Here is a 15,963-nt window from a genome sequence, read left to right as displayed (position 1 = left end):
CGCGTTCCGGCCGGGATGCCACACTGCCGGGGTCCGGAGCAGTGAGGTCGACCGGATCGGTGAGGTCGACCGGGGGAGGGGGCCAGGATGGGTCTGGTGGTCGAGAGCCGGCCGTCGGAGGTGCCGTACATCGAACGGGTGTGGCGCAGTCGCAGCGACGAGGCCGGCCGGATGATGTCGGTCGCGACCTCGCACTGGGAGCTCGTGTTCTGGGAGCACCAGGGGGTCCCCCAGGCGGCGGTACTGGGCCCGGAGGCGAAGGCCTCCCTCGCACCCGTCCCGGGCGAGGCCGTCTTCTTCGGGATCAGCTTCGCGCTCGGCACGTCGATGCCGCACATCCCGGTGAGCGCACTGGTCGGCGGCAGCGCGGCGATCCCCGAGGTGACACGGCGTTCGCTGTGGCTGAAGGGCTCGGCGTGGCACGTCCCCGACTACGACAACGCCGAGGCGTTCGTACGGCGGATGGTCCGTGAGGGCATCGTGGACGTCGACCCGGTCGTCACCGCCGCGCTCGGCGACACCGGCACCGCCCCGGACGTCTCGGAGCGCACCCTGCAGCGGCGCTTCGTCGCGGCGACGGGCCTGACCCAGGGCGCCGTCCGGCAGATCCACCGGGCGCGTCAGGCGGCGGTGCTCATCCAGGAGGGCGTAGCGGCGCAGGAGGTCGTGCACCGGCTGGGCTACTTCGACCAGCCGCACCTGGCACGCTCCCTGAAGCGGTACGTGGGGCGCACCGCCACCCAGCTCGCCACTCCGGACACGGCGTTGCCGCTGTCGCTTCTGTACAAGACCTGACCCCGCACGCCGACCTACTGTTCCTCACGTGGCCGACGGTTCTCGGCCGACCGGCCGGGAACCGTCGATCGAACCTTTCCGACGTGGAGGAATCATGCGCAAGGTCGTCTCGGGTCTGTTCGTCTCCCTCGACGGAGTCGCCCAGTCGCCCAACGAGTGGCAGTTCGAGTTCGACGAGGAGATGGGCGCGGCGCTCGCCGGCACGCTGGAGACGGCGGACACCATCCTGCTGGGCGGCGTCACGTTCACCGAGTGGGCCGGGTACTGGCCGACGGTGACCAGCGGGGAGGACGCCGGCTTCGCCAAGTGGATCAACGAGTCCCCCAAGTACGTGGTCTCGTCGACGCTCGACAGCGTCGACGACTGGGCGAACAGCACCCTCGTCAAGGGCGATCTGACGACCGCCGTGAACGAGCTCAAGGCGGGCGAAGGCAAGGACATCACCGTCGCCGGCAGCCCGACCCTGGTGCGTTCCCTGCTGGAGCTGGACCTGCTGGACGAACTCGTCCTGCTGATCCACCCGGTCGTGGCCGGCGAGGGCCGCCGGAAGCTGTTCGCCGACGACGCACCCATGAAGCGGCTCCAGCTGGTGAGCGCCCAGCCGACCAGCAGCGGAGTGATCATCGCGACCTACCGTCCGGCGCGCTGAGCGGAATTACTCGCCGGACTCCCGGTATCCACAGGACTCCCGGTATCCACCGGACTCCCGGTACCCGTCGGACCCGTGGAGGCGTACTCGCGGGGCAGCCGTCGTCGCCGCCGTGGTTCCCGCGAGGAACGTCAGGGCGCTGCCGGTCCGCCCTCGCTCCGACGCGATGGGGGGCCCGCGCGGCCGGCGCCTCGATCATCTCCGCGATGCCCGGGTCGGCGAGTCCGACGGAGCGGTGCCGGCCGCTGCGCTCCTCCGCGAGCAGGCCGCCCGTCACCAGCCGGTTCAGGTGGCTCGTCGCGGTCGAGGGGGCGACGCCCGCGAGCCGGGCCGGTTCGGTCGCCGTCCACGCCCGCCGTCGAGCAGCGCGAGGCGGAAGTCGGCGCGCGTCCGGTCCACCGGGAGGACGGCCGGAGCGGCGAGGTCGGGCTCGTCGGCGTACGCGTCGGTGCTGGTCACACGGCCATGGTCGACCGCCGTCACTTCGACGCCCACCGAAGGGTCGCGCACCTAGCGTTCTCCGCATGACGAACCACACCCACCGCGTGATCCGCCCGAGCATCCTCTACTTCGGCACCCCCGTCGTCCTCCTCACCACCGAGAACGGCGACGGAACCTTCAACCTCGCCCCGATCTCCTCGGCCTGGGCCCTGGGACAGAACGTCGTCCTGGGCCTGGGCCGCGACAGCAGGACCGTCCGCAACCTCGCGGAGCGGCCGGACGTCGTGATCAACCTCGCCTCGCCCGACCTGTGGGAGCAGGTGGAGCGCCTCGCGCCGCTGACCGGTGCCGATCCGGTGCCGGAGGGCAAGCGGGCGGTGTACCGGTACGAGCCCGACAAGTTCGCCGCCGCCGGGCTGACCCCGGTCCCCTCCCAGCTCGTACGACCGCCCCGGGTCGCCGAGTCGCCGCTCCAGCTGGAGGCGCGGGCCGTCGCGCTGACTCCGGGCGGCGGGGGCGACTTCTTCTCCGTCGAGTGCGAAGTGCTCCGCGTCCACGCCGCCGAGCACATCGTCGTCCCCGGCACGCACCACGTCGACCCGGGGGAGTGGAGCCCCCTCATCTACAACTTCCGCCACTACCACGGTCTCGCCCCCGAACTCGGCCACGGCTTCCGCTCGGAGACGGCCGTCGGCGCCGGGGCCGCCGCGCGGGTCGGGTGAGCAGAAGGCCCGTGGCCACCCCGCGGCGGCCGATCGTGCGTCCGTTCAGCCGGTGGCCCGGTGCACCTCGATCCCGCCCTGCCCGGACGTGACCAGTCCCACGTACGGATTCGCGAGCTGCGGTGCCGTCACCGGATCGGTGACCTTGTCGGCCCCGGTGGCCGCGTCCAGCACCAGCGGTACGTACGGGCCGTCGCTGAGGTGGACGTAGACCGCGCCGTGGAAGGCGGACTGGAGACGCATCTCCTTGCGTCCCGACGTGTCCGACGGGCCGCCCACCCGCCACAGGCGCGTGCCGGTCCGGTCGTACGCCGAGATCTCGCCGCCCTTGACCGTGCGGGAGAAGCAGACGGTCGTCCTGAGCGCGTCGTCGACGCAGTTCTCGACGGAGTGCAACCGCTCGCCGAAGCCCTCGTACTTCTTGTTCGCGCCGGTCGCGCTGTCGACGACGGCTCGCCCGTCCGGGTCCCCGACCCAGGCGCGGTCCGGAGCGAAGGCCTCGACCGTCCAGTCCCCGCCGACCTCCATGCCCGTCCAGAGGTCGCGCCCCTTCGCGCCGTCGACGGCCGCGAGCCGGAGAGCGTCCTCGGCGCCTCGCTTCTGGCCGATGACGCGGGTCCCCTGGACGAGCTGCGCCTTGAAGGCGGGCCTGCGCCACGTCTGTTCGTGGGTGACGAGGTCGATCCCGTACGTCACGGGGTAGCGGTGCTCCCCGTGGGAGACGACGACCGCCGTACGGCCCGCGATCCCGGCGACGTACGTCACCAGGTACGGGTCGTACGACGCGGGCAGGACCCACCGCGTCCGCCAGGCCTCCTCGCCGGTCGCCGCGTCCATCGCGACGACCTCGACGCCGGCGGTGTCGCCGCCGCTGCCCGTCCCCTTGGTGCGGAAGGGAAACGCGGCGACGGCGTACCGCCTTCCCTCGGCGGTGCCGAGGCCCGGTCCGTGCGGGAGGTCGTCGGACGACGACGTCGAGGCCTTCACCGCCCCGATGTCCGTCCCGCCGGCGAGGTCGCGGGCGACGAGTTCACCGGGGGCGAGGTAGTACGCCCTCTGCCCGTCGAGCGCGACGTTGCGCAGTGCGGGCGCGCCGAGGCTGCCGTGCGCCTCGAAACGGGTGGGCGGGTCGTACGCGGTGAGGGACGCGGTCCCGGACTCGGCGGTCTCGGGACCGGCGGCCTCGGACTCCGCCGTGGACGGGCTCCCGCCCGTGACCGGCGCCGAGGCGGAAGGCCGGCCGTCGGCGGGCCCGGTCGGTTCGTCGGTCCCGCCGCACGCGGCGAGCAGAGCGAGTGATCCGACCACCCCGGCGACCCGTAACGGCGTCCTCCAGTTGCGCATCCTTGACCCCCAAGTGTCGCCCACAGAAGAGCATGTGATGGTACATCAGGAGTCGGATGCCGGACCGGAGTGGTCTCCGCCCCGTTCGGCGCACCCCAGGTCGCGTACGAAGACGGGCTTGAGGTGTTGCTCGGGCAGGGCCTCGGGGAGCCGCTCCCAGTCGAGGACGTGGGAGACGACCCGTGCCGGGTCGACGGTGCCGGACGCCGCGAGGGCCAGCGCGTCGGGGATGTGGGCGCGGACGTTGTCGCGGGCGATGCGCAGGGTGACGCCGGTGAGGTACATGTCGAGCAGCGGCAGTTCGCCGGGGCGGAAGTGGTTGCCTGCCGACTCGCACACGCCCTCCGGCGCGAGGGACCTGACGGCGAGCGCGAGCTGGTCGACACGTCCGGTCGCCTCGACGGCGATGTCGAAGCCGTGCCGGACCGGTTCGAGGGCCTCGGCGGTGCGGGCGCCGAAGCCCTCGGCGAGCTGGCGGTGCTCCGCGTCGGGATCGACGTACAGGACGTCGGAGGCGCCGAGCGCCCGGGCGACGTCGCAGACGTACAGGCCGATGCTGCCGCGGGCCACGACCAGGACCCGGGCGCCGGGGCGGGCCTTCAGGTGCGGCGCGACGAGCCGCCAGGACAGCGACCAGTTGTCGCTCGCGGCCGCCATGGCGACCGGGTCCAGGCCGGCGGGCAGCGGGACGAGCATGGCGTCCGCGTACGGGACGCGGACCAGGTCGGAGAAGAGCCCGCCCCAACTGCCGCCGATCGGCGCGCCGTACATCGCCATGTGCGGGACCGAGGCGCAGTGGGCGGTCAGCCCGCCGAGACAGGGGCCGCACGTGCCGCAACTGATCGACCAGGGCACGACGACGAGGTCGCCGGGAGCGGCGGCGGTCACGGCGTCGCCGACCTCGGTGACACGGGCGACGCACTCGTGGCCGAGGGCGAACGGCGGGTCGATGAAGCCGTGTCCGGCGAGGATCGAGGAGTCGACGTCGCAGGGGGTCGCGGCGACCGGGGCGACGATCGCCTCCCGGTCGGACCGGAGCGCGGGATCCGGGGCCTCGCGCCACTCGACCGTCCGCCGGGCGACATAGGTCAGTTCACGCATCGGCCCGCTCCTCGCCCCGCCGCCGGCCCTGCGCCGGCGCGACCAGGTCGGCGTGGCGGACGATGGAGCCGCCCGCGCCCCACGTGCCGTCCGGCTGTTCGTGGACGAGCACCCAGACCCGCGGCGCTTCGGCCGGACCGAGGCCGGCGGCGGCGAGGACCGTCCCTGTCACGTCCCGTACGAGACCCGCCCTGCGTCGTTCGGACAGCGCTCCCTGCGGCACGTTCACCTCCACGAGGAAGCGGGGTGCGTCGTCCTCGGCGGTCGTCTGCGCGCCTTCCGGCAGTTCGACGAGGTGGCTCCACGCCTGGGCGCGGAAGAAGGCGGTGTCCGGCAGTGACTCCCAGTGCAGCGCGGCGGCGGCGAGGTCGCGTCGGACGCCGGCGCGGCCCTCCTCGGTGAGGGCGCCGGTGGGCACGGTCAGGCGGATCAGGGGCACGGCAGCTCCTATGACGAGCGTTATAGACAGCGGTCACGGTAGACTATGACGGTCGTTATAACCAGGGGGGAGGCGGTCAGGCTCCCGGTTCGCGCGGTCGTCCTTCGCCGCCCGCTCTTCTCCCCGCGACCGGCCGCGTCCCGTACCCCTGATCAAGTGCGCGACCGCGCACCGCGATCCGGCCCCGGCGGGCCGACGCCGATCCCGAGGCGTTCCGGCAGGTCGGCCCCCGGTCGCGCCGGCGGACGGCGCACGCGGCGTCCGCATGCCGCCGCGAACGGCGGTTGTCGTGGTCCTCGGCCCGCGGACAGGGTGGGGCCATCCGCCGCGACGCCTCGCGAGCAGCGCGAGGTGCGCGGGGAGACGCAGGGAGACACGAGGAGAGAGGGGTCATGATGCCGAGCCCGGGGATAGCCAGGCCGCCGTTCGATCCGGAGCTGGAAGCCGTGCTGTCCGTCGTCGGCGAACAGTTGCCGACCCTGACGCTGGAGACCGTCCCGACGTTCCGGGACCTGCCGATGGCGGGCGGACTCACCGACGAGGAGCTGGAGTCGGAGGGACTCGTACGCCGCGAGGTCACCGTCCCCGGCCACGAGGGCGCGGAGCTGGCCGCGACGGTGATCTCGCGCCGCGACCACACCGGGCGGGGGCCCGGGATCTACCACGTCCACGGCGGCGGCATGGTCCTCGGGGACCGTCTGCTCGGCGTGGTCCAGATGCTGCCCTGGATCGTCGAGCACGACGCGGTCCTCGTCACGGTCGAGTACCGTCTCGCTCCCGAGTTCCCGGATCCGTATCCGGTGGAGGACTGCTACGCGGGTCTCGTCTGGACCGCGGAGCACGCCACGGACCTCGGGATCGACCCGGACCGGATCGTCGTCGCCGGCGCGAGCGCCGGCGGCGGACTCGCCGCGGGCACCGCCCTGCTGGCCCGCGACCGCCAGGGCCCGGCACTGCTGGGACAGGTGCTGATCTGCCCGATGCTCGACGACCGGGGGCGGACGGCCTCGACCCGCCAGTACGCCGACGCCGGCACCTGGAACGGCGACAACAACCGGGTCGGCTGGAGCGCGCTCCTCGGCGAGCGGCGCGGGACCGAGGACGTCTCGGTCTACGCGGCGCCGGCCCGCGCGACGGACCTCGCCGGCCTCCCGCCCACGTTCGTCGACTGCGGCTCGGCGGAGCTGTTCCGCGACGAGGACGTCGCGTACGCGACGGCGCTCTGGGCGGCCGGGGTTCCGACGGAACTCCACGTCTGGGCCGGCGGCTTCCACGGCTTCGACCTGCTCGCCCCCCACACCGCCGTGTCCCAGGCGGCGACCGCGGCCCGCGACGACTGGGTGGCGCGCCTGCTCGACTCCTGAGCCGAGGGCCGCCGGCGGCGGTACCGGGGCAGGGCATCCGGCGCGCCCGTCGCCGCACGCCGGATGCCCCGCCCCGGATCGCACCCCGGATCGCACGCGGCTCGGACGCCCCGGGCGCTCTCGGCTCCGTGCCTGTGGGCCGGTCGCGTCGAGTGCCCGGTGCCGATCTGCGGCGGGAGAGTGATTTCGCCGGTTCGTGGGCGGGCCACGGCCTCCCCGCGCTCCGTGCTCCCGAGGATGGACTCGATCACGTGTCCATTCGTACCTCGTACGAGAAATCGAATTCGGGAGCACGCATGTCCCTCCTGCCCCGCACACGCCCGCCCCGCCGACCGCGGCAGCCCCTGCGGCGAACCGCCGGCGCGGCCGCGCTGACGCTGGTCTCCCTCCTGTCCGTGGCCGCCCCCGCCCACGCGACCGGCGGCGGAGGCCTCGCCCGCTGCGCGCCGTCGCAGCAGCTGACGGTGCGCCACTGGGCCGCCGACGAGCCGCTGGCCCGGATCGACGTCGGCATCGTCGCCTGCGCGTGGCGCATGCCGGACGAGTGGACGGTACGCGCCGAGGCCCCCCGGCCCGCCGAGCACCACGGCTTCCGCTGGCGGGTCGACACCGCCGTACGCGACGAGGTCATCGGCGGCACCCACCGGCGCTTCGGGGTGGACGTCTCCCTCACCCGCTGCGATCCGTTCTCGGACCGTTGCGACGACGCCCCCGAGGCCTCCTGGACCGTGCGGTACACCCTCATCAAGGACGGTGACCTGATCTCGCTCGGCCAGGACCTGGACGGTCCGTGCGCCCGCCCGGGCTGCTCGTACCGGCTCACCGCGGGCGCCGCTCCCGGAACGGAGGCGTGACGGATGTCCTCGCGCCTGCGGCGGCCCGCACTCGTCCTGGCCCTGGCCGCCGCGATGGCCGTCACCGGCCTGACCCCCACGTACGCCGCGAGTCCCCCGTACGCGACGACGCCGCCGTACGACCCCTCGGGAGGCGAAGGGGAGTCGTTCGTGCGGATCGGGGTCGGGAACGACGCCTCCCGCACCGCCGAGGAGATCCTCCAGGAGCTCAAGGGGGGAGCCACGCTCCGGTCCCTCGGCTACGGCGACCTGCCCAAGGTCCCCAGGACGGCCGAGGAGGCCGCGGAGTTCCGCCGGACCACCGCCTCCACCTACGGCGTGAACGCGGCCGACGTGACGGACGCGGCCGACGCGCCCACGACCCGCGACCTCTACGACCCGGTCACCCAGGAGGAGTGCCTGGCGGACTTCCGGCGCGGCGGCAGGTCCGGCCTGCCGGAAGGGTGGGTCAAGAACCACTACGCCTGGTGCGCCGTCAAGGTCGTGGTCATCGCCCACTACTACAAGGTCGGCCCCTTCACGCTCCCCGTGCCCATCGGCACCTCCTCCATGCTCGTCACCTTCCTCGGCAACGGCCGTGCCGACGGCCGCCGCGTCGACTACACCGCCCAGGGCTCGAAGCTCGACATGTCCGGCTTCCCCGGCGACCCCAAGTTCGGGCTCGACTTCGACTGCGTGAGCACGTACGCGGCCGTCGTCGGGGACGTGTGCGAGGACTCCTCCTCCGGTTCCGCCCTGACGCCGCTGGCCATGTGGGTGGCGGCTCCCGCCCGCTTCACGGCGGACGCGCCCGCGACGGCGGGCGCCGAACACGAGCGCATCGTGAAGGCCGTCTTCTCCTTCGGCATGTGGGGCAAGGCGGGCAGCAGTTCACCCCAGCTGAAGGACGGCCCGCGCAGCACCGTCCGCTTCGACACGAGCGACTACATCGCCCGCCCCGAACCGGAACCCGACGCCCACGACGAGCCCACGCGGGCCGTGGGCCGACGGGACGAGCCCGAGCAGCGGCCGGAGCTCGTCGACGGCGCCGTCTTCGACAACACCGTGCCCCACCTCGTGTACCGGCTCGGCGGCAAGGAGGCGGCCGTCGCGGAGCACATCCGCACCGCCCTGGAGGATCCGACGGCCACGGTCCCCGCCCGCAGCGACCCGCCCAAGCGCATCCCCGGCGGGTCCGCCGCCTCGCCCCTCCACCGGCTGGTCCGCAAGAAGAACCCGCAGCGCGTCCGGGACAACCGCAAGGCCGTACGCACCGAGTGCGCCAAGCTGATCAAGCCCGGGGTGCCGAGGCCCGAGTGCGACGAGTTCCCCTTCGCCTCCAGCCTGGAGGGCGCCGGCCTGCCCACGTACCGGCCGTCCGCGCCGTACGGCGACTTCTCGGTCAAGTACGTACCGGGAGCGGACAACAGCAGCGCGGGCGGCGCCCTCGGCGCCTGGTATCAGCGCGACCGCATCCTCGACGGCGACCCCTTCTTCATCAGGATCGTCCCGTGATCACGGGACCGAGGGGACCGGGGGGAGGACGGGAGCGGAAGGCGCGATCCGGAAGTCGGCGTGCAGACGCCGGCGGTGGTCGACCTGCCGCACCGGACCCGTGAGCGTGACGTGCGCCGTCAGCCGGGGCGCGGTGCTGGAGGCGGCGAAGCGGAGTTCCAGGCTTCCCGGTTCCACCCGCCGCGTCCCGTCGCGGCCCGTGAACGACGCGAGGTCGGCGGGGACCTCCACGCGGACGAGCTTCCGCTCGCCCGCGGCGAGGTCGAGCCGCGCGTACCCGACGAGCCTCTGCACGGGCTGCACCACCGACGCCACCGGGTCGTGGAGGTACAGCTGGACGAGTTCGGTGCCGGCGCGGGCACCGGTGTTCTCCACGGTGAAGGAGAGGCGGAAGGCGCCGTCCGTCGGCGACTCGGCCGTCTCCACCGCGAGTTCGGACCAGTCGAAACTCGTGTAGGTCAGGCCGTGGCCGAAGCCGTACGCGGGCGCCGGGTCGATGCTGGAGACCTCGCTGGCGTGACCGAGGCGGGCGGCCAGGTACGTGGACGGCTGGGCGCCGGGGTGCCGGGGCACGCTGACCGGGAGACGGCCGCTGGGGGCGGTCCGGCCGCTGAGCACGGAGGCGACGGCCGCGGTTCCCGACTCGCCGGGGAAGAAGGACTGGACGAGGGCGGCCGCCTCCTCGGCGGCCCGGCCCAGGACGTACGGCCGCCCGGCCAGCAGCGTGGCCACCAGGGGCGTACCGGTGTCGCGGACGGCGTCGAGCAGGGCGTCGAGGAGCCGGCCCTGGGCCCCCGGCAGGTCGAGGGACTCCGCGTCGCAGCCCTCGCCGCTGGTGCCGCGGCCGAAGAGCCCGGCGCGGTCGCCGAGCGCCACGACGACGAGGTCGGCGCCGCGGGCGAGCGCCACGGCCTCGGCGATCCCGTCGGTCGCCCCGTCGTCGATCCCGGTGCCGGCCGCCACGGCGAACTCGGCGGCCGGGAACTCGGCCCGGAGCGCCTCGTGCAGGGTCGGCAGGGCGATGCCGAGCGGCACGTCCGGGTGCTGTCCGCCGACGTGGACGGGGAAGGAGTAGCAGCCGAGGACGGCCGTGGGGGCCTCGGCCGTGGGGCCGATCAGGGCGATCCGGCGGGGCACGGCCGGGTCGAGGGGCAGGGTGCCGTCGTTGCGGAGGAGGACGACGGCCCGCTCGGCGACCCGGCGGGCGAGCTCCCGGTTGGACGCGGGGTCCAGGTCGACCGCGCCGCGCAGGTCCTCCGGGTCCGAGGCCCCCGAGGTCTCCGGGATGTCCGCGTCGGGGACCATGCCCGCCAGGGCCGGTGGGACGGGGCTCCAGCCGGGGTCGAGCAGGCCGAGGCGGACCTTCTGGAGGAGGACGCGCCGGACCGCGCGGTCCACGAGGGACTCGGGTACGCGACCGTGCTCGACGGCGTCCAGCAGCGGCCCGCCGAAGGCCTTGACGGTGGGCAGTTCGACGTCGACGCCCGCGGCGAGCGCCACGCCGGCCGCCTCGTCGAGGCTTCCGGCGACACCGTGCAGGGTCTTGAGGAACGCGACGCCGAAGTAGTCGGCGACGACCGTGCCGGTGAACCCCCAGGTGTCACGGAGCAGCCCGGTCAGGAGCCCGTCGTCGGCGGCGGCGGGGATGCCGTCGGTGTCGGTGTAGGCGTGCATCACCGACCGCACGCCGCTCTCCCGGACCGCCATCTCGAACGGGGGCAGGATCACGTCGGCCAGCTCGCGCCGGCCCATCCCGACCGGGGCGAGGTTCCGGCCGGCGCGCGAGGCGGAGTAGCCGGCGAAGTGCTTGAGGGTGGCGACGACTCCCGCGGACTCCAGGCCCTGGACGTAGGCGGTGGCGATGGTGCCGACGAGGTACGGGTCCTCGCCGATGGTCTCCTCGACGCGCCCCCAGCGGGCGTCGCGTACGACGTCGAGGACGGGGGCCAGGCCCTGGTGGACGCCGACCGCGCGCAGGTCGCGCCCGATCGTGCCGGCCATCTCCCGGATCAGCTCCGGGTCGAAGGTCGCGCCCCAGGACAGCGGGACGGGGTACGCGGTGGCTCCCCAGGCGGCGAAGCCGGCGAGGCACTCCTCGTGCGCCACGGCGGGGATGCCGAAGCGGTTGGCGGCGGCGATCCTCGCCTGCGTCCGCATGAGGGAGAGCGCGCCGAGCGCCGGGTCGACCGGAACCGTGCCGAAGGGCCTGGTCAACTGGCCGAGTCCGGTGGGCAGCAGCGCGTCGAGGTCGACGGGCTCCTCCATGTCGTGCTGGTGGGGCGCGACTTCGGCGCCGTCGTCGGAGGCGCCGACCCAGACACCGTAGAGCTGGGCGGTCTTCTCCGGGAGCGTCATCGCCCGGAGGAGCGCCTCGACGCGGGCCTCCGGATCCAGTGTGGGGTCCCGCCAGGGTCCGGGAAGGGGGCCGGCTCCGGAGGCGGGGCCGGGGCCGCGAGGGGTGTCGGGCGACGCCGAGGTCATGGGGGCGGTCACTTTCCTCCGACTCCCATCAGGCCCTGGACCAGGGCGCGACGGGCGAACAGATAGACGAACAGGATGGGGAGCATGGACAGGACGACGGCAGCGAGGAGACCGGGGATGTCGACGCCGTGCTCGGTCTGGAAGTCGTAGAGGCCCATGGTGATGACCTTGTTCTCCGAGGACTGGGTGAGCACGAGAGGGAAGAGGAAGCCGTTCCACGCCTGGAGCGCGGAGAAGACGACGATCGTCGAGAGCCCGCCCTTGGACAGCGGCAGCACCAGCTGGAGGAAGATCCGCCGGGAGGAGGCGCCGTCCACCGTCATCGCCTCGTACAGCTCGGAGGTGATGTCGCGCATGACGCCGGTGAGGATCAGGGCGCAGACGGGCATGGCGAAGGCGGCCGTCGGCAGGATGACGCCGACGAGGTTGTCGTAGAGCCCGGCCTCGTTGATCAGGTAGAACATCGGCACGATCACGGCCTGGGAGGGGATGGCGAGACCGAGCAGGAAGAGCCGGAAGACCCTGCCGGAGGCCTTGCCGTCGCTGCGGACGATCGCGTACGCCAGGGGTGGTACGAGCAGCAGGACGATCGCCACGACGGAGACGGTGACGACGACCGTGTTGAGGAAGTACCGGGCGAAGCCGTCGTTCAGGTCGCCGACGTAGTTGTCGAGCGTGAGGTTCGTCGGGAAGCCGAGGGGGCCGTTCGCGGCGTAGTCGGTCCGGCTCTGGAACGTGGCGACGAGCATGACGTACAGCGGCAGGCCGACGACGAACAGCCAGACCAGGGAGCCGAAGCCGGCGAGGTAGTGGGGGCGCTTCCTCATCACACGCCCTCCAGGGTGCTGCGCATCCGGTCGTAGCCGCTGAGGCGGACCATGACCAGGGAGACGAGGGTGGCGACCAGGACGAGGAGCAGGGCGATGGCGGAGGCCGTGCCGAAGTCGAAGCTCTTGAAGGCCTTCTGGTACATGAAGTAGGCCGTGTTCGTGGTGTCGGTGCCGGGGCCGCCCTGGGTGAGGATCAGGACGGTGTCGAAGGTGGTGAGACCGCCGACCACCATGAGGATCGTGGAGGTCACGACGGTGTTGCGCAGCTGCGGCAGGGTGATGTGGAAGAACTGCCTGGCCCGCCCCGCGCCGTCGATCTGCGCCGCCTGGTAGAGCACGTCGGGGATGGCCCGCGCGGCCCCCTGGTAGAGCAGCGTGTGCAGGGGCGTGAACTGCCAGGTGCCGACGAGGACGAGGACGCCGATGGCGCTCGACCGGACGCCGAAGAGGTTGCCGTCCCCGAACAGCCAGGTGGCCTGGGAGGGGAGGCCGAAGTTGGGGTCGAGGAGGGCGCGCCACAGCACCGACACGGCGGTGACGGAGAGCAGGAGCGGGACGAAGTAGACGGCCGAGAGGACGGCGCGGTTGCGCTGCCGGCCGGCGGCCCAGACGCCGAGCAGGATGCTGATGGGGGTCTGGACGACGACGCCGAGGACGGTGAGGACGAGGCTCAGCCAGAGGCTTTTCACCATCACGGGGTCGTCGAGCAGCTTGCTCCAGTTCTCCAGGCCCGCGAACTCGGGCGAGCCGAGGCCGTTCCAGCGGGTGAAGGAGAGCACGACGACCAGGAGGAGCGGGACGAGGGCGAACAGCCCGAAGAAGACGGCGGCCGGTGCCGCCCAGGCGAAGCCCGGGCGGCCCACACCGGAGGCGGGGGTCATGTCGGAAGTCCCGGTGGTCAGGCCGCGGGCAGGCTCTGCATGGCGGCGATGAAGGCGTCGGCGTCCGACTGCCCGTTGAAGAACTGCTGGATCGCCTGGTGGAGCGTGGTGGTGGCGGCCGGCGGGAACGCCTGGTCCCAGGAGAGCTGGAAGGCCGGGGCCTTCTTCACCAGGTCGTACTGGAACGTCGAGTACTCGGGGTTGGCGGCGGTGCCGAGGAACTTCGGGGTGTTGGTGGTGGTGGGCAGGTTGCCGATGGCGAGCTGCGCCTTGACGAACTCGTCGGAGTACATGAGCTTCAGGAAGTCGGCGACGGCCTCGGGGTGCTCGGTGCTCTTGAGCACCGAGTAGAAGTTGTTGGTGTTGCCGGCGATGTTGTCGCCGTTCCCCTTGCCGCCCGTGACGGCCGGGAAGGCGCCGTAGCCGAGGTCGCTCTTCACGAAGTCGGGGTAGGCGTCCTGGAGGGTGGAGTACTCCCAGGAACCCATGAGCTCGAAGGCCGCCTTGCCGGTGGCGAGCAGCGCGGGCGAGCCGCCGTCGGTGAACTTGACCGAGTCGTAGTTGGTGCCGAAGGCGCCGGCGTCGATCAGCTCCTTGAGCATGCCGAGGGCCTTCCTGCTGTCCGCGCTCGCCCAGACGTCCTTGTCGCCCTTGACGGCCTTCGCGAAGTGCTCGGGCCCGGCCACCCGGTCGTAGACGTACTGGAACCACATCTGCGTGGGCCACCGGTCGCCGCCGCCCAGGGCGATCGGGGTGACGCCCCTGGCCTTCAGGGCCTTGACGGAGGCCAGCAGCTCGTCCCAGGTCCGCGGGGCGGTGACGCCCGCCTCCCGGAGCACCTTCTCGTTGCTGAAGAGCAGCACGGGCTGGGTGCCGCGCATCGGGACGCCGTACGGCTTGCCGTCGACGACGGCGGTGTCGAAGACCGACGGCAGGAAGTCGGACTCGAGCCTGGGGTCCTTCGCGATGAAGTCGTCGAGGGGCATCAGCAGCCCGGCGTCGACGTAGGGCTTGATGCTGCCGCCGCCCCAGTTGAAGAAGACGTCCGGGGCCTGCTTGCCGCTGATGATCGTCTGCAGTTTGGACTGGTAGTCGGCGCCGGGGATGGTGTCGAGGACCGCCTTGACCTTCGAGGTCTTGTTGAAGGTGTCGACGAGCTGCTTCTCCACCTTGTTCGTGGCGTCCCCGTAGACGAGGACGTGGATCGTGCCCGCGTCCCCGCCGGCCGCGTCCCCCGACCCGCCGCAGCCGGCCAGGGACAGGGTCATGGCCAGCGACGCACCACCGACGACAGCCGTTCTCAGGAGCCGTATGTGTCGCTTCATCGCACCGCCTCGCTTCGAAAGAGTTTCGGAAGTGTTTCCGAAACTTCATGGGCGGGACGCTAGGTCGGTGCCGTGAAACCGGTCAACCCTCTGTCGTCGCGTTATGGAAACGTGACATCGGAGTCGCCGGGGCTGGTGCTTTATGCTGCTCGGATGCGTGATGACGAGGAGAACCGGCGAATCACCCTGGCCGAGGTGGCCGAGAAGGCCGGGGTCTCGCTTTCGACAGTTTCGAAAGTCCTCAACGGGCGCCAGGACGTCTCGCCCCGCACCCGCGGCAAGGTGGAGGCGCTCCTGGAGGCGCACGCGTACCGGAGGACCACCCGGGCGGCCGGCGAGGCCCCGCTCATCGAACTCGTCTTCCACGAGCTCGACAGCGTGTGGTCGATGGAGCTGATCCGCGGGGTGGAGAACCTCGCCAAGGCCCACCAGGCGAGCGTCGTCCTCACGGAGAGCGGCACGCGGCACGCGCCGGGACCGGACTGGATCGAGGGCGTCCTGCAGCGCCGCCCGATCGGCGTCGTCCTCGTCTTCTCCTCGCTCCCCGCCGAGGTCAAACGACAACTCGGCGCCCGCTCCATCCCCTTCGTGATCGTCGACCCGGCCGGAGACCCGGAGCCGGACGTCCCGTCGGTGGGCTCGGCCAACTGGGCCGGCGGCGTTGCCGCCACCCGCCACCTCGTCGACCTGGGCCACCGGCGCATCGCCATCATCACGGGCCCCGAGGACGTCCTGTGCTCCCTCGCCCGCCTCGACGGCTACCGCTCGACCCTCGGCATGGCCGGACTCCCGGCCGATCCGGAGCTGATCCGCTTCGGCGACTTCCACGTCGAAGGCGGGTACGCCCACGCCCTCGACCTGCTCCGCCTGCCCGACCGTCCCACCGCGATCTTCGCCGGCAGCGACCTCCAGGCCCTCGGCGTCCTGGAGGCGGCCCGGGTCTGCGGGCTCCGCGTCCCCGAGGACCTCTCCGTCGTCGGCTACGACGACGTGATGCCCGCCCGCTGGTCCAGCCCCGCCCTCACCACCGTCCACCAGCCCCTCCGCCAGATGGGCGAGGAGGCGGTCCAGATGCTGCTCCGGCTGCGCGCGGGCGAACCCGCCGTGACCCGCCTGGAACTCGCCACCAGCCTCGTCGTCAGGAACAGCACCGCCCCGCCACCCGCGGCCCCCGCCCCGGCGTCGCCGACCGCCCGGGGCGGGGCGTGAGAGGCGGGGCGGGAGCGGGACGGGGACCGGAAGC

The 15,963-nt window shown here is 72.7% G+C and carries 14 protein-coding genes and 1 pseudogene; 7 read left to right on the top strand and 8 right to left on the bottom strand.

Translation table 11 applies throughout. The annotated features are described in order from the left end of the window. The first annotated feature begins 87 nt into the window (after positions 1–87). Both AB0E19_RS10375 and AB0E19_RS10370 read left to right on the top strand, forming a co-directional pair. Positions 88–795: a helix-turn-helix domain-containing protein gene (locus AB0E19_RS10375; RefSeq protein WP_362176300.1), complete on the top strand. Its 708-nt coding sequence runs from the start codon at positions 88–90 to the stop codon at positions 793–795. A gap of 94 nt (positions 796–889) precedes the next feature. Then, positions 890–1,444: a dihydrofolate reductase family protein gene (locus AB0E19_RS10370; protein ID WP_362176297.1), complete on the top strand. Its 555-nt coding sequence runs from the start codon at positions 890–892 to the stop codon at positions 1,442–1,444. 169 nt (positions 1,445–1,613) lie between these two features. On the opposite strand, the pseudogene AB0E19_RS10365 reads toward AB0E19_RS10370, so the two are convergent. Further along, positions 1,614–1,903 (bottom strand): annotated as a pseudogene (locus tag AB0E19_RS10365) (winged helix-turn-helix domain-containing protein); the annotation flags it as partial. Positions 1,904–1,968: 65 nt separating this feature from the next. Here AB0E19_RS10365 and AB0E19_RS10360 point away from each other — a divergent pair. Continuing rightward, the gene (locus AB0E19_RS10360; protein WP_362176294.1) at positions 1,969–2,607 is read left to right on the top strand and encodes a flavin reductase family protein; all 639 of its coding nucleotides are present in this window, start codon (positions 1,969–1,971) and stop codon (positions 2,605–2,607) included. Between the two features lie 45 nt (positions 2,608–2,652). On the opposite strand, the gene AB0E19_RS10355 is transcribed toward AB0E19_RS10360, so the two are convergent. From AB0E19_RS10355 to AB0E19_RS10345, 3 genes are all read right to left on the bottom strand, one after another. Next, complete coding sequence (locus tag AB0E19_RS10355) at positions 2,653–3,915, bottom strand: PQQ-binding-like beta-propeller repeat protein (RefSeq protein WP_362176290.1); 1,263 nt, start codon at positions 3,913–3,915, stop codon at positions 2,653–2,655. A gap of 81 nt (positions 3,916–3,996) precedes the next feature. Further along, positions 3,997–5,052, bottom strand: a complete 1,056-nt coding sequence (locus tag AB0E19_RS10350) for an alcohol dehydrogenase catalytic domain-containing protein (protein WP_362176287.1) — start codon at positions 5,050–5,052, stop codon at positions 3,997–3,999. After that, a complete protein-coding gene (locus AB0E19_RS10345) occupies positions 5,045–5,491 on the bottom strand; it encodes a tautomerase family protein (RefSeq protein WP_362176284.1) in 447 nt (148 codons plus the stop codon). The genes AB0E19_RS10350 and AB0E19_RS10345 overlap by 8 nt, the downstream gene beginning before the upstream one ends. 395 nt (positions 5,492–5,886) lie before the next feature. Between AB0E19_RS10345 and AB0E19_RS10340 the strand changes: the two genes are divergently transcribed. The 3 genes from AB0E19_RS10340 to AB0E19_RS10330 all read left to right on the top strand — a co-directional run bounded on the left by AB0E19_RS10340 (position 5,887) and on the right by AB0E19_RS10330 (position 9,203). Further along, positions 5,887–6,855 carry an alpha/beta hydrolase fold domain-containing protein gene (locus tag AB0E19_RS10340; protein ID WP_362176596.1) on the top strand — a complete coding sequence of 323 codons (969 nt, stop codon included), beginning with the start codon at positions 5,887–5,889 and terminating at the stop codon, positions 6,853–6,855. A 296-nt stretch (positions 6,856–7,151) separates the two neighbouring features. After that, positions 7,152–7,709, top strand: a complete 558-nt coding sequence (locus tag AB0E19_RS10335) for a hypothetical protein (protein ID WP_362176281.1) — start codon at positions 7,152–7,154, stop codon at positions 7,707–7,709. A gap of 3 nt (positions 7,710–7,712) precedes the next feature. Next, positions 7,713–9,203, top strand: coding sequence for a NucA/NucB deoxyribonuclease domain-containing protein (locus AB0E19_RS10330; protein WP_362176278.1), 1,491 nt, complete (start codon positions 7,713–7,715; stop codon positions 9,201–9,203). Here AB0E19_RS10330 and AB0E19_RS10325 read toward each other — a convergent pair whose 3' ends face one another. Genes AB0E19_RS10325 through AB0E19_RS10310 form a run of 4 tightly spaced genes read right to left on the bottom strand, consistent with a single transcriptional unit; the run spans position 9,204 to position 14,720 of the window. Next, positions 9,204–11,684, bottom strand: coding sequence for a glycoside hydrolase family 3 N-terminal domain-containing protein (locus AB0E19_RS10325; RefSeq protein ID WP_362176275.1), 2,481 nt, complete (start codon positions 11,682–11,684; stop codon positions 9,204–9,206). It abuts the gene before it with no gap. Between the two features lie 8 nt (positions 11,685–11,692). After that, positions 11,693–12,511 carry a carbohydrate ABC transporter permease gene (locus AB0E19_RS10320; protein WP_362176272.1) on the bottom strand — a complete coding sequence of 273 codons (819 nt, stop codon included), beginning with the start codon at positions 12,509–12,511 and terminating at the stop codon, positions 11,693–11,695. Then, positions 12,511–13,395 carry a sugar ABC transporter permease gene (locus AB0E19_RS10315; protein WP_362176269.1) on the bottom strand — a complete coding sequence of 295 codons (885 nt, stop codon included), beginning with the start codon at positions 13,393–13,395 and terminating at the stop codon, positions 12,511–12,513. Before AB0E19_RS10315 ends, AB0E19_RS10320 begins: the two co-directional genes overlap by 1 nt. Positions 13,396–13,412: 17 nt before the next feature. Beyond that, complete coding sequence (locus AB0E19_RS10310) at positions 13,413–14,720, bottom strand: extracellular solute-binding protein (protein ID WP_362176266.1); 1,308 nt, start codon at positions 14,718–14,720, stop codon at positions 13,413–13,415. Between the two features lie 153 nt (positions 14,721–14,873). Here AB0E19_RS10310 and AB0E19_RS10305 point away from each other — a divergent pair, with 153 nt between their 5' ends. Next, a complete protein-coding gene (locus AB0E19_RS10305) occupies positions 14,874–15,929 on the top strand; it encodes a LacI family DNA-binding transcriptional regulator (protein ID WP_362176263.1) in 1,056 nt (351 codons plus the stop codon). Positions 15,930–15,963 lie beyond the last annotated feature (34 nt).

Origin of the sequence: Streptomyces sp. NPDC047974, assembly GCF_040653375.1 — a bacterium.
Taxonomy (GTDB): Bacteria; Actinomycetota; Actinomycetes; order Streptomycetales; family Streptomycetaceae; genus Streptomyces.
The sequence above is the reverse complement of the archived record's forward strand: the minus strand, read 5'-3'. Positions and strand labels throughout refer to the sequence as shown.

What these genes read in the sequence shown, in the direction of transcription:
- AB0E19_RS10375 (WP_362176300.1), top strand. Translation starts at nt 88, where the DNA reads ATGGGTCTGGTGGTCGAGAGCCGGCCGTCGGAGGTGCCGTACATCGAA.
- AB0E19_RS10370 (WP_362176297.1), top strand. Translation starts at nt 890, where the DNA reads ATGCGCAAGGTCGTCTCGGGTCTGTTCGTCTCCCTCGACGGAGTCGCC.
- AB0E19_RS10360 (WP_362176294.1), top strand. Translation starts at nt 1,969, where the DNA reads ATGACGAACCACACCCACCGCGTGATCCGCCCGAGCATCCTCTACTTC.
- AB0E19_RS10350 (WP_362176287.1), bottom strand. Translation starts at nt 5,052, where the DNA reads ATGCGTGAACTGACCTATGTCGCCCGGCGGACGGTCGAGTGGCGCGAG.
- AB0E19_RS10340 (WP_362176596.1), top strand. Translation starts at nt 5,887, where the DNA reads ATGCCGAGCCCGGGGATAGCCAGGCCGCCGTTCGATCCGGAGCTGGAA.
- AB0E19_RS10335 (WP_362176281.1), top strand. Translation starts at nt 7,152, where the DNA reads ATGTCCCTCCTGCCCCGCACACGCCCGCCCCGCCGACCGCGGCAGCCC.
- AB0E19_RS10330 (WP_362176278.1), top strand. Translation starts at nt 7,713, where the DNA reads ATGTCCTCGCGCCTGCGGCGGCCCGCACTCGTCCTGGCCCTGGCCGCC.
- AB0E19_RS10325 (WP_362176275.1), bottom strand. Translation starts at nt 11,684, where the DNA reads ATGACCTCGGCGTCGCCCGACACCCCTCGCGGCCCCGGCCCCGCCTCC.
- AB0E19_RS10320 (WP_362176272.1), bottom strand. Translation starts at nt 12,511, where the DNA reads ATGAGGAAGCGCCCCCACTACCTCGCCGGCTTCGGCTCCCTGGTCTGG.
- AB0E19_RS10315 (WP_362176269.1), bottom strand. Translation starts at nt 13,395, where the DNA reads ATGACCCCCGCCTCCGGTGTGGGCCGCCCGGGCTTCGCCTGGGCGGCA.
- AB0E19_RS10310 (WP_362176266.1), bottom strand. Translation starts at nt 14,720, where the DNA reads ATGAAGCGACACATACGGCTCCTGAGAACGGCTGTCGTCGGTGGTGCG.
- AB0E19_RS10305 (WP_362176263.1), top strand. Translation starts at nt 14,874, where the DNA reads ATGCGTGATGACGAGGAGAACCGGCGAATCACCCTGGCCGAGGTGGCC.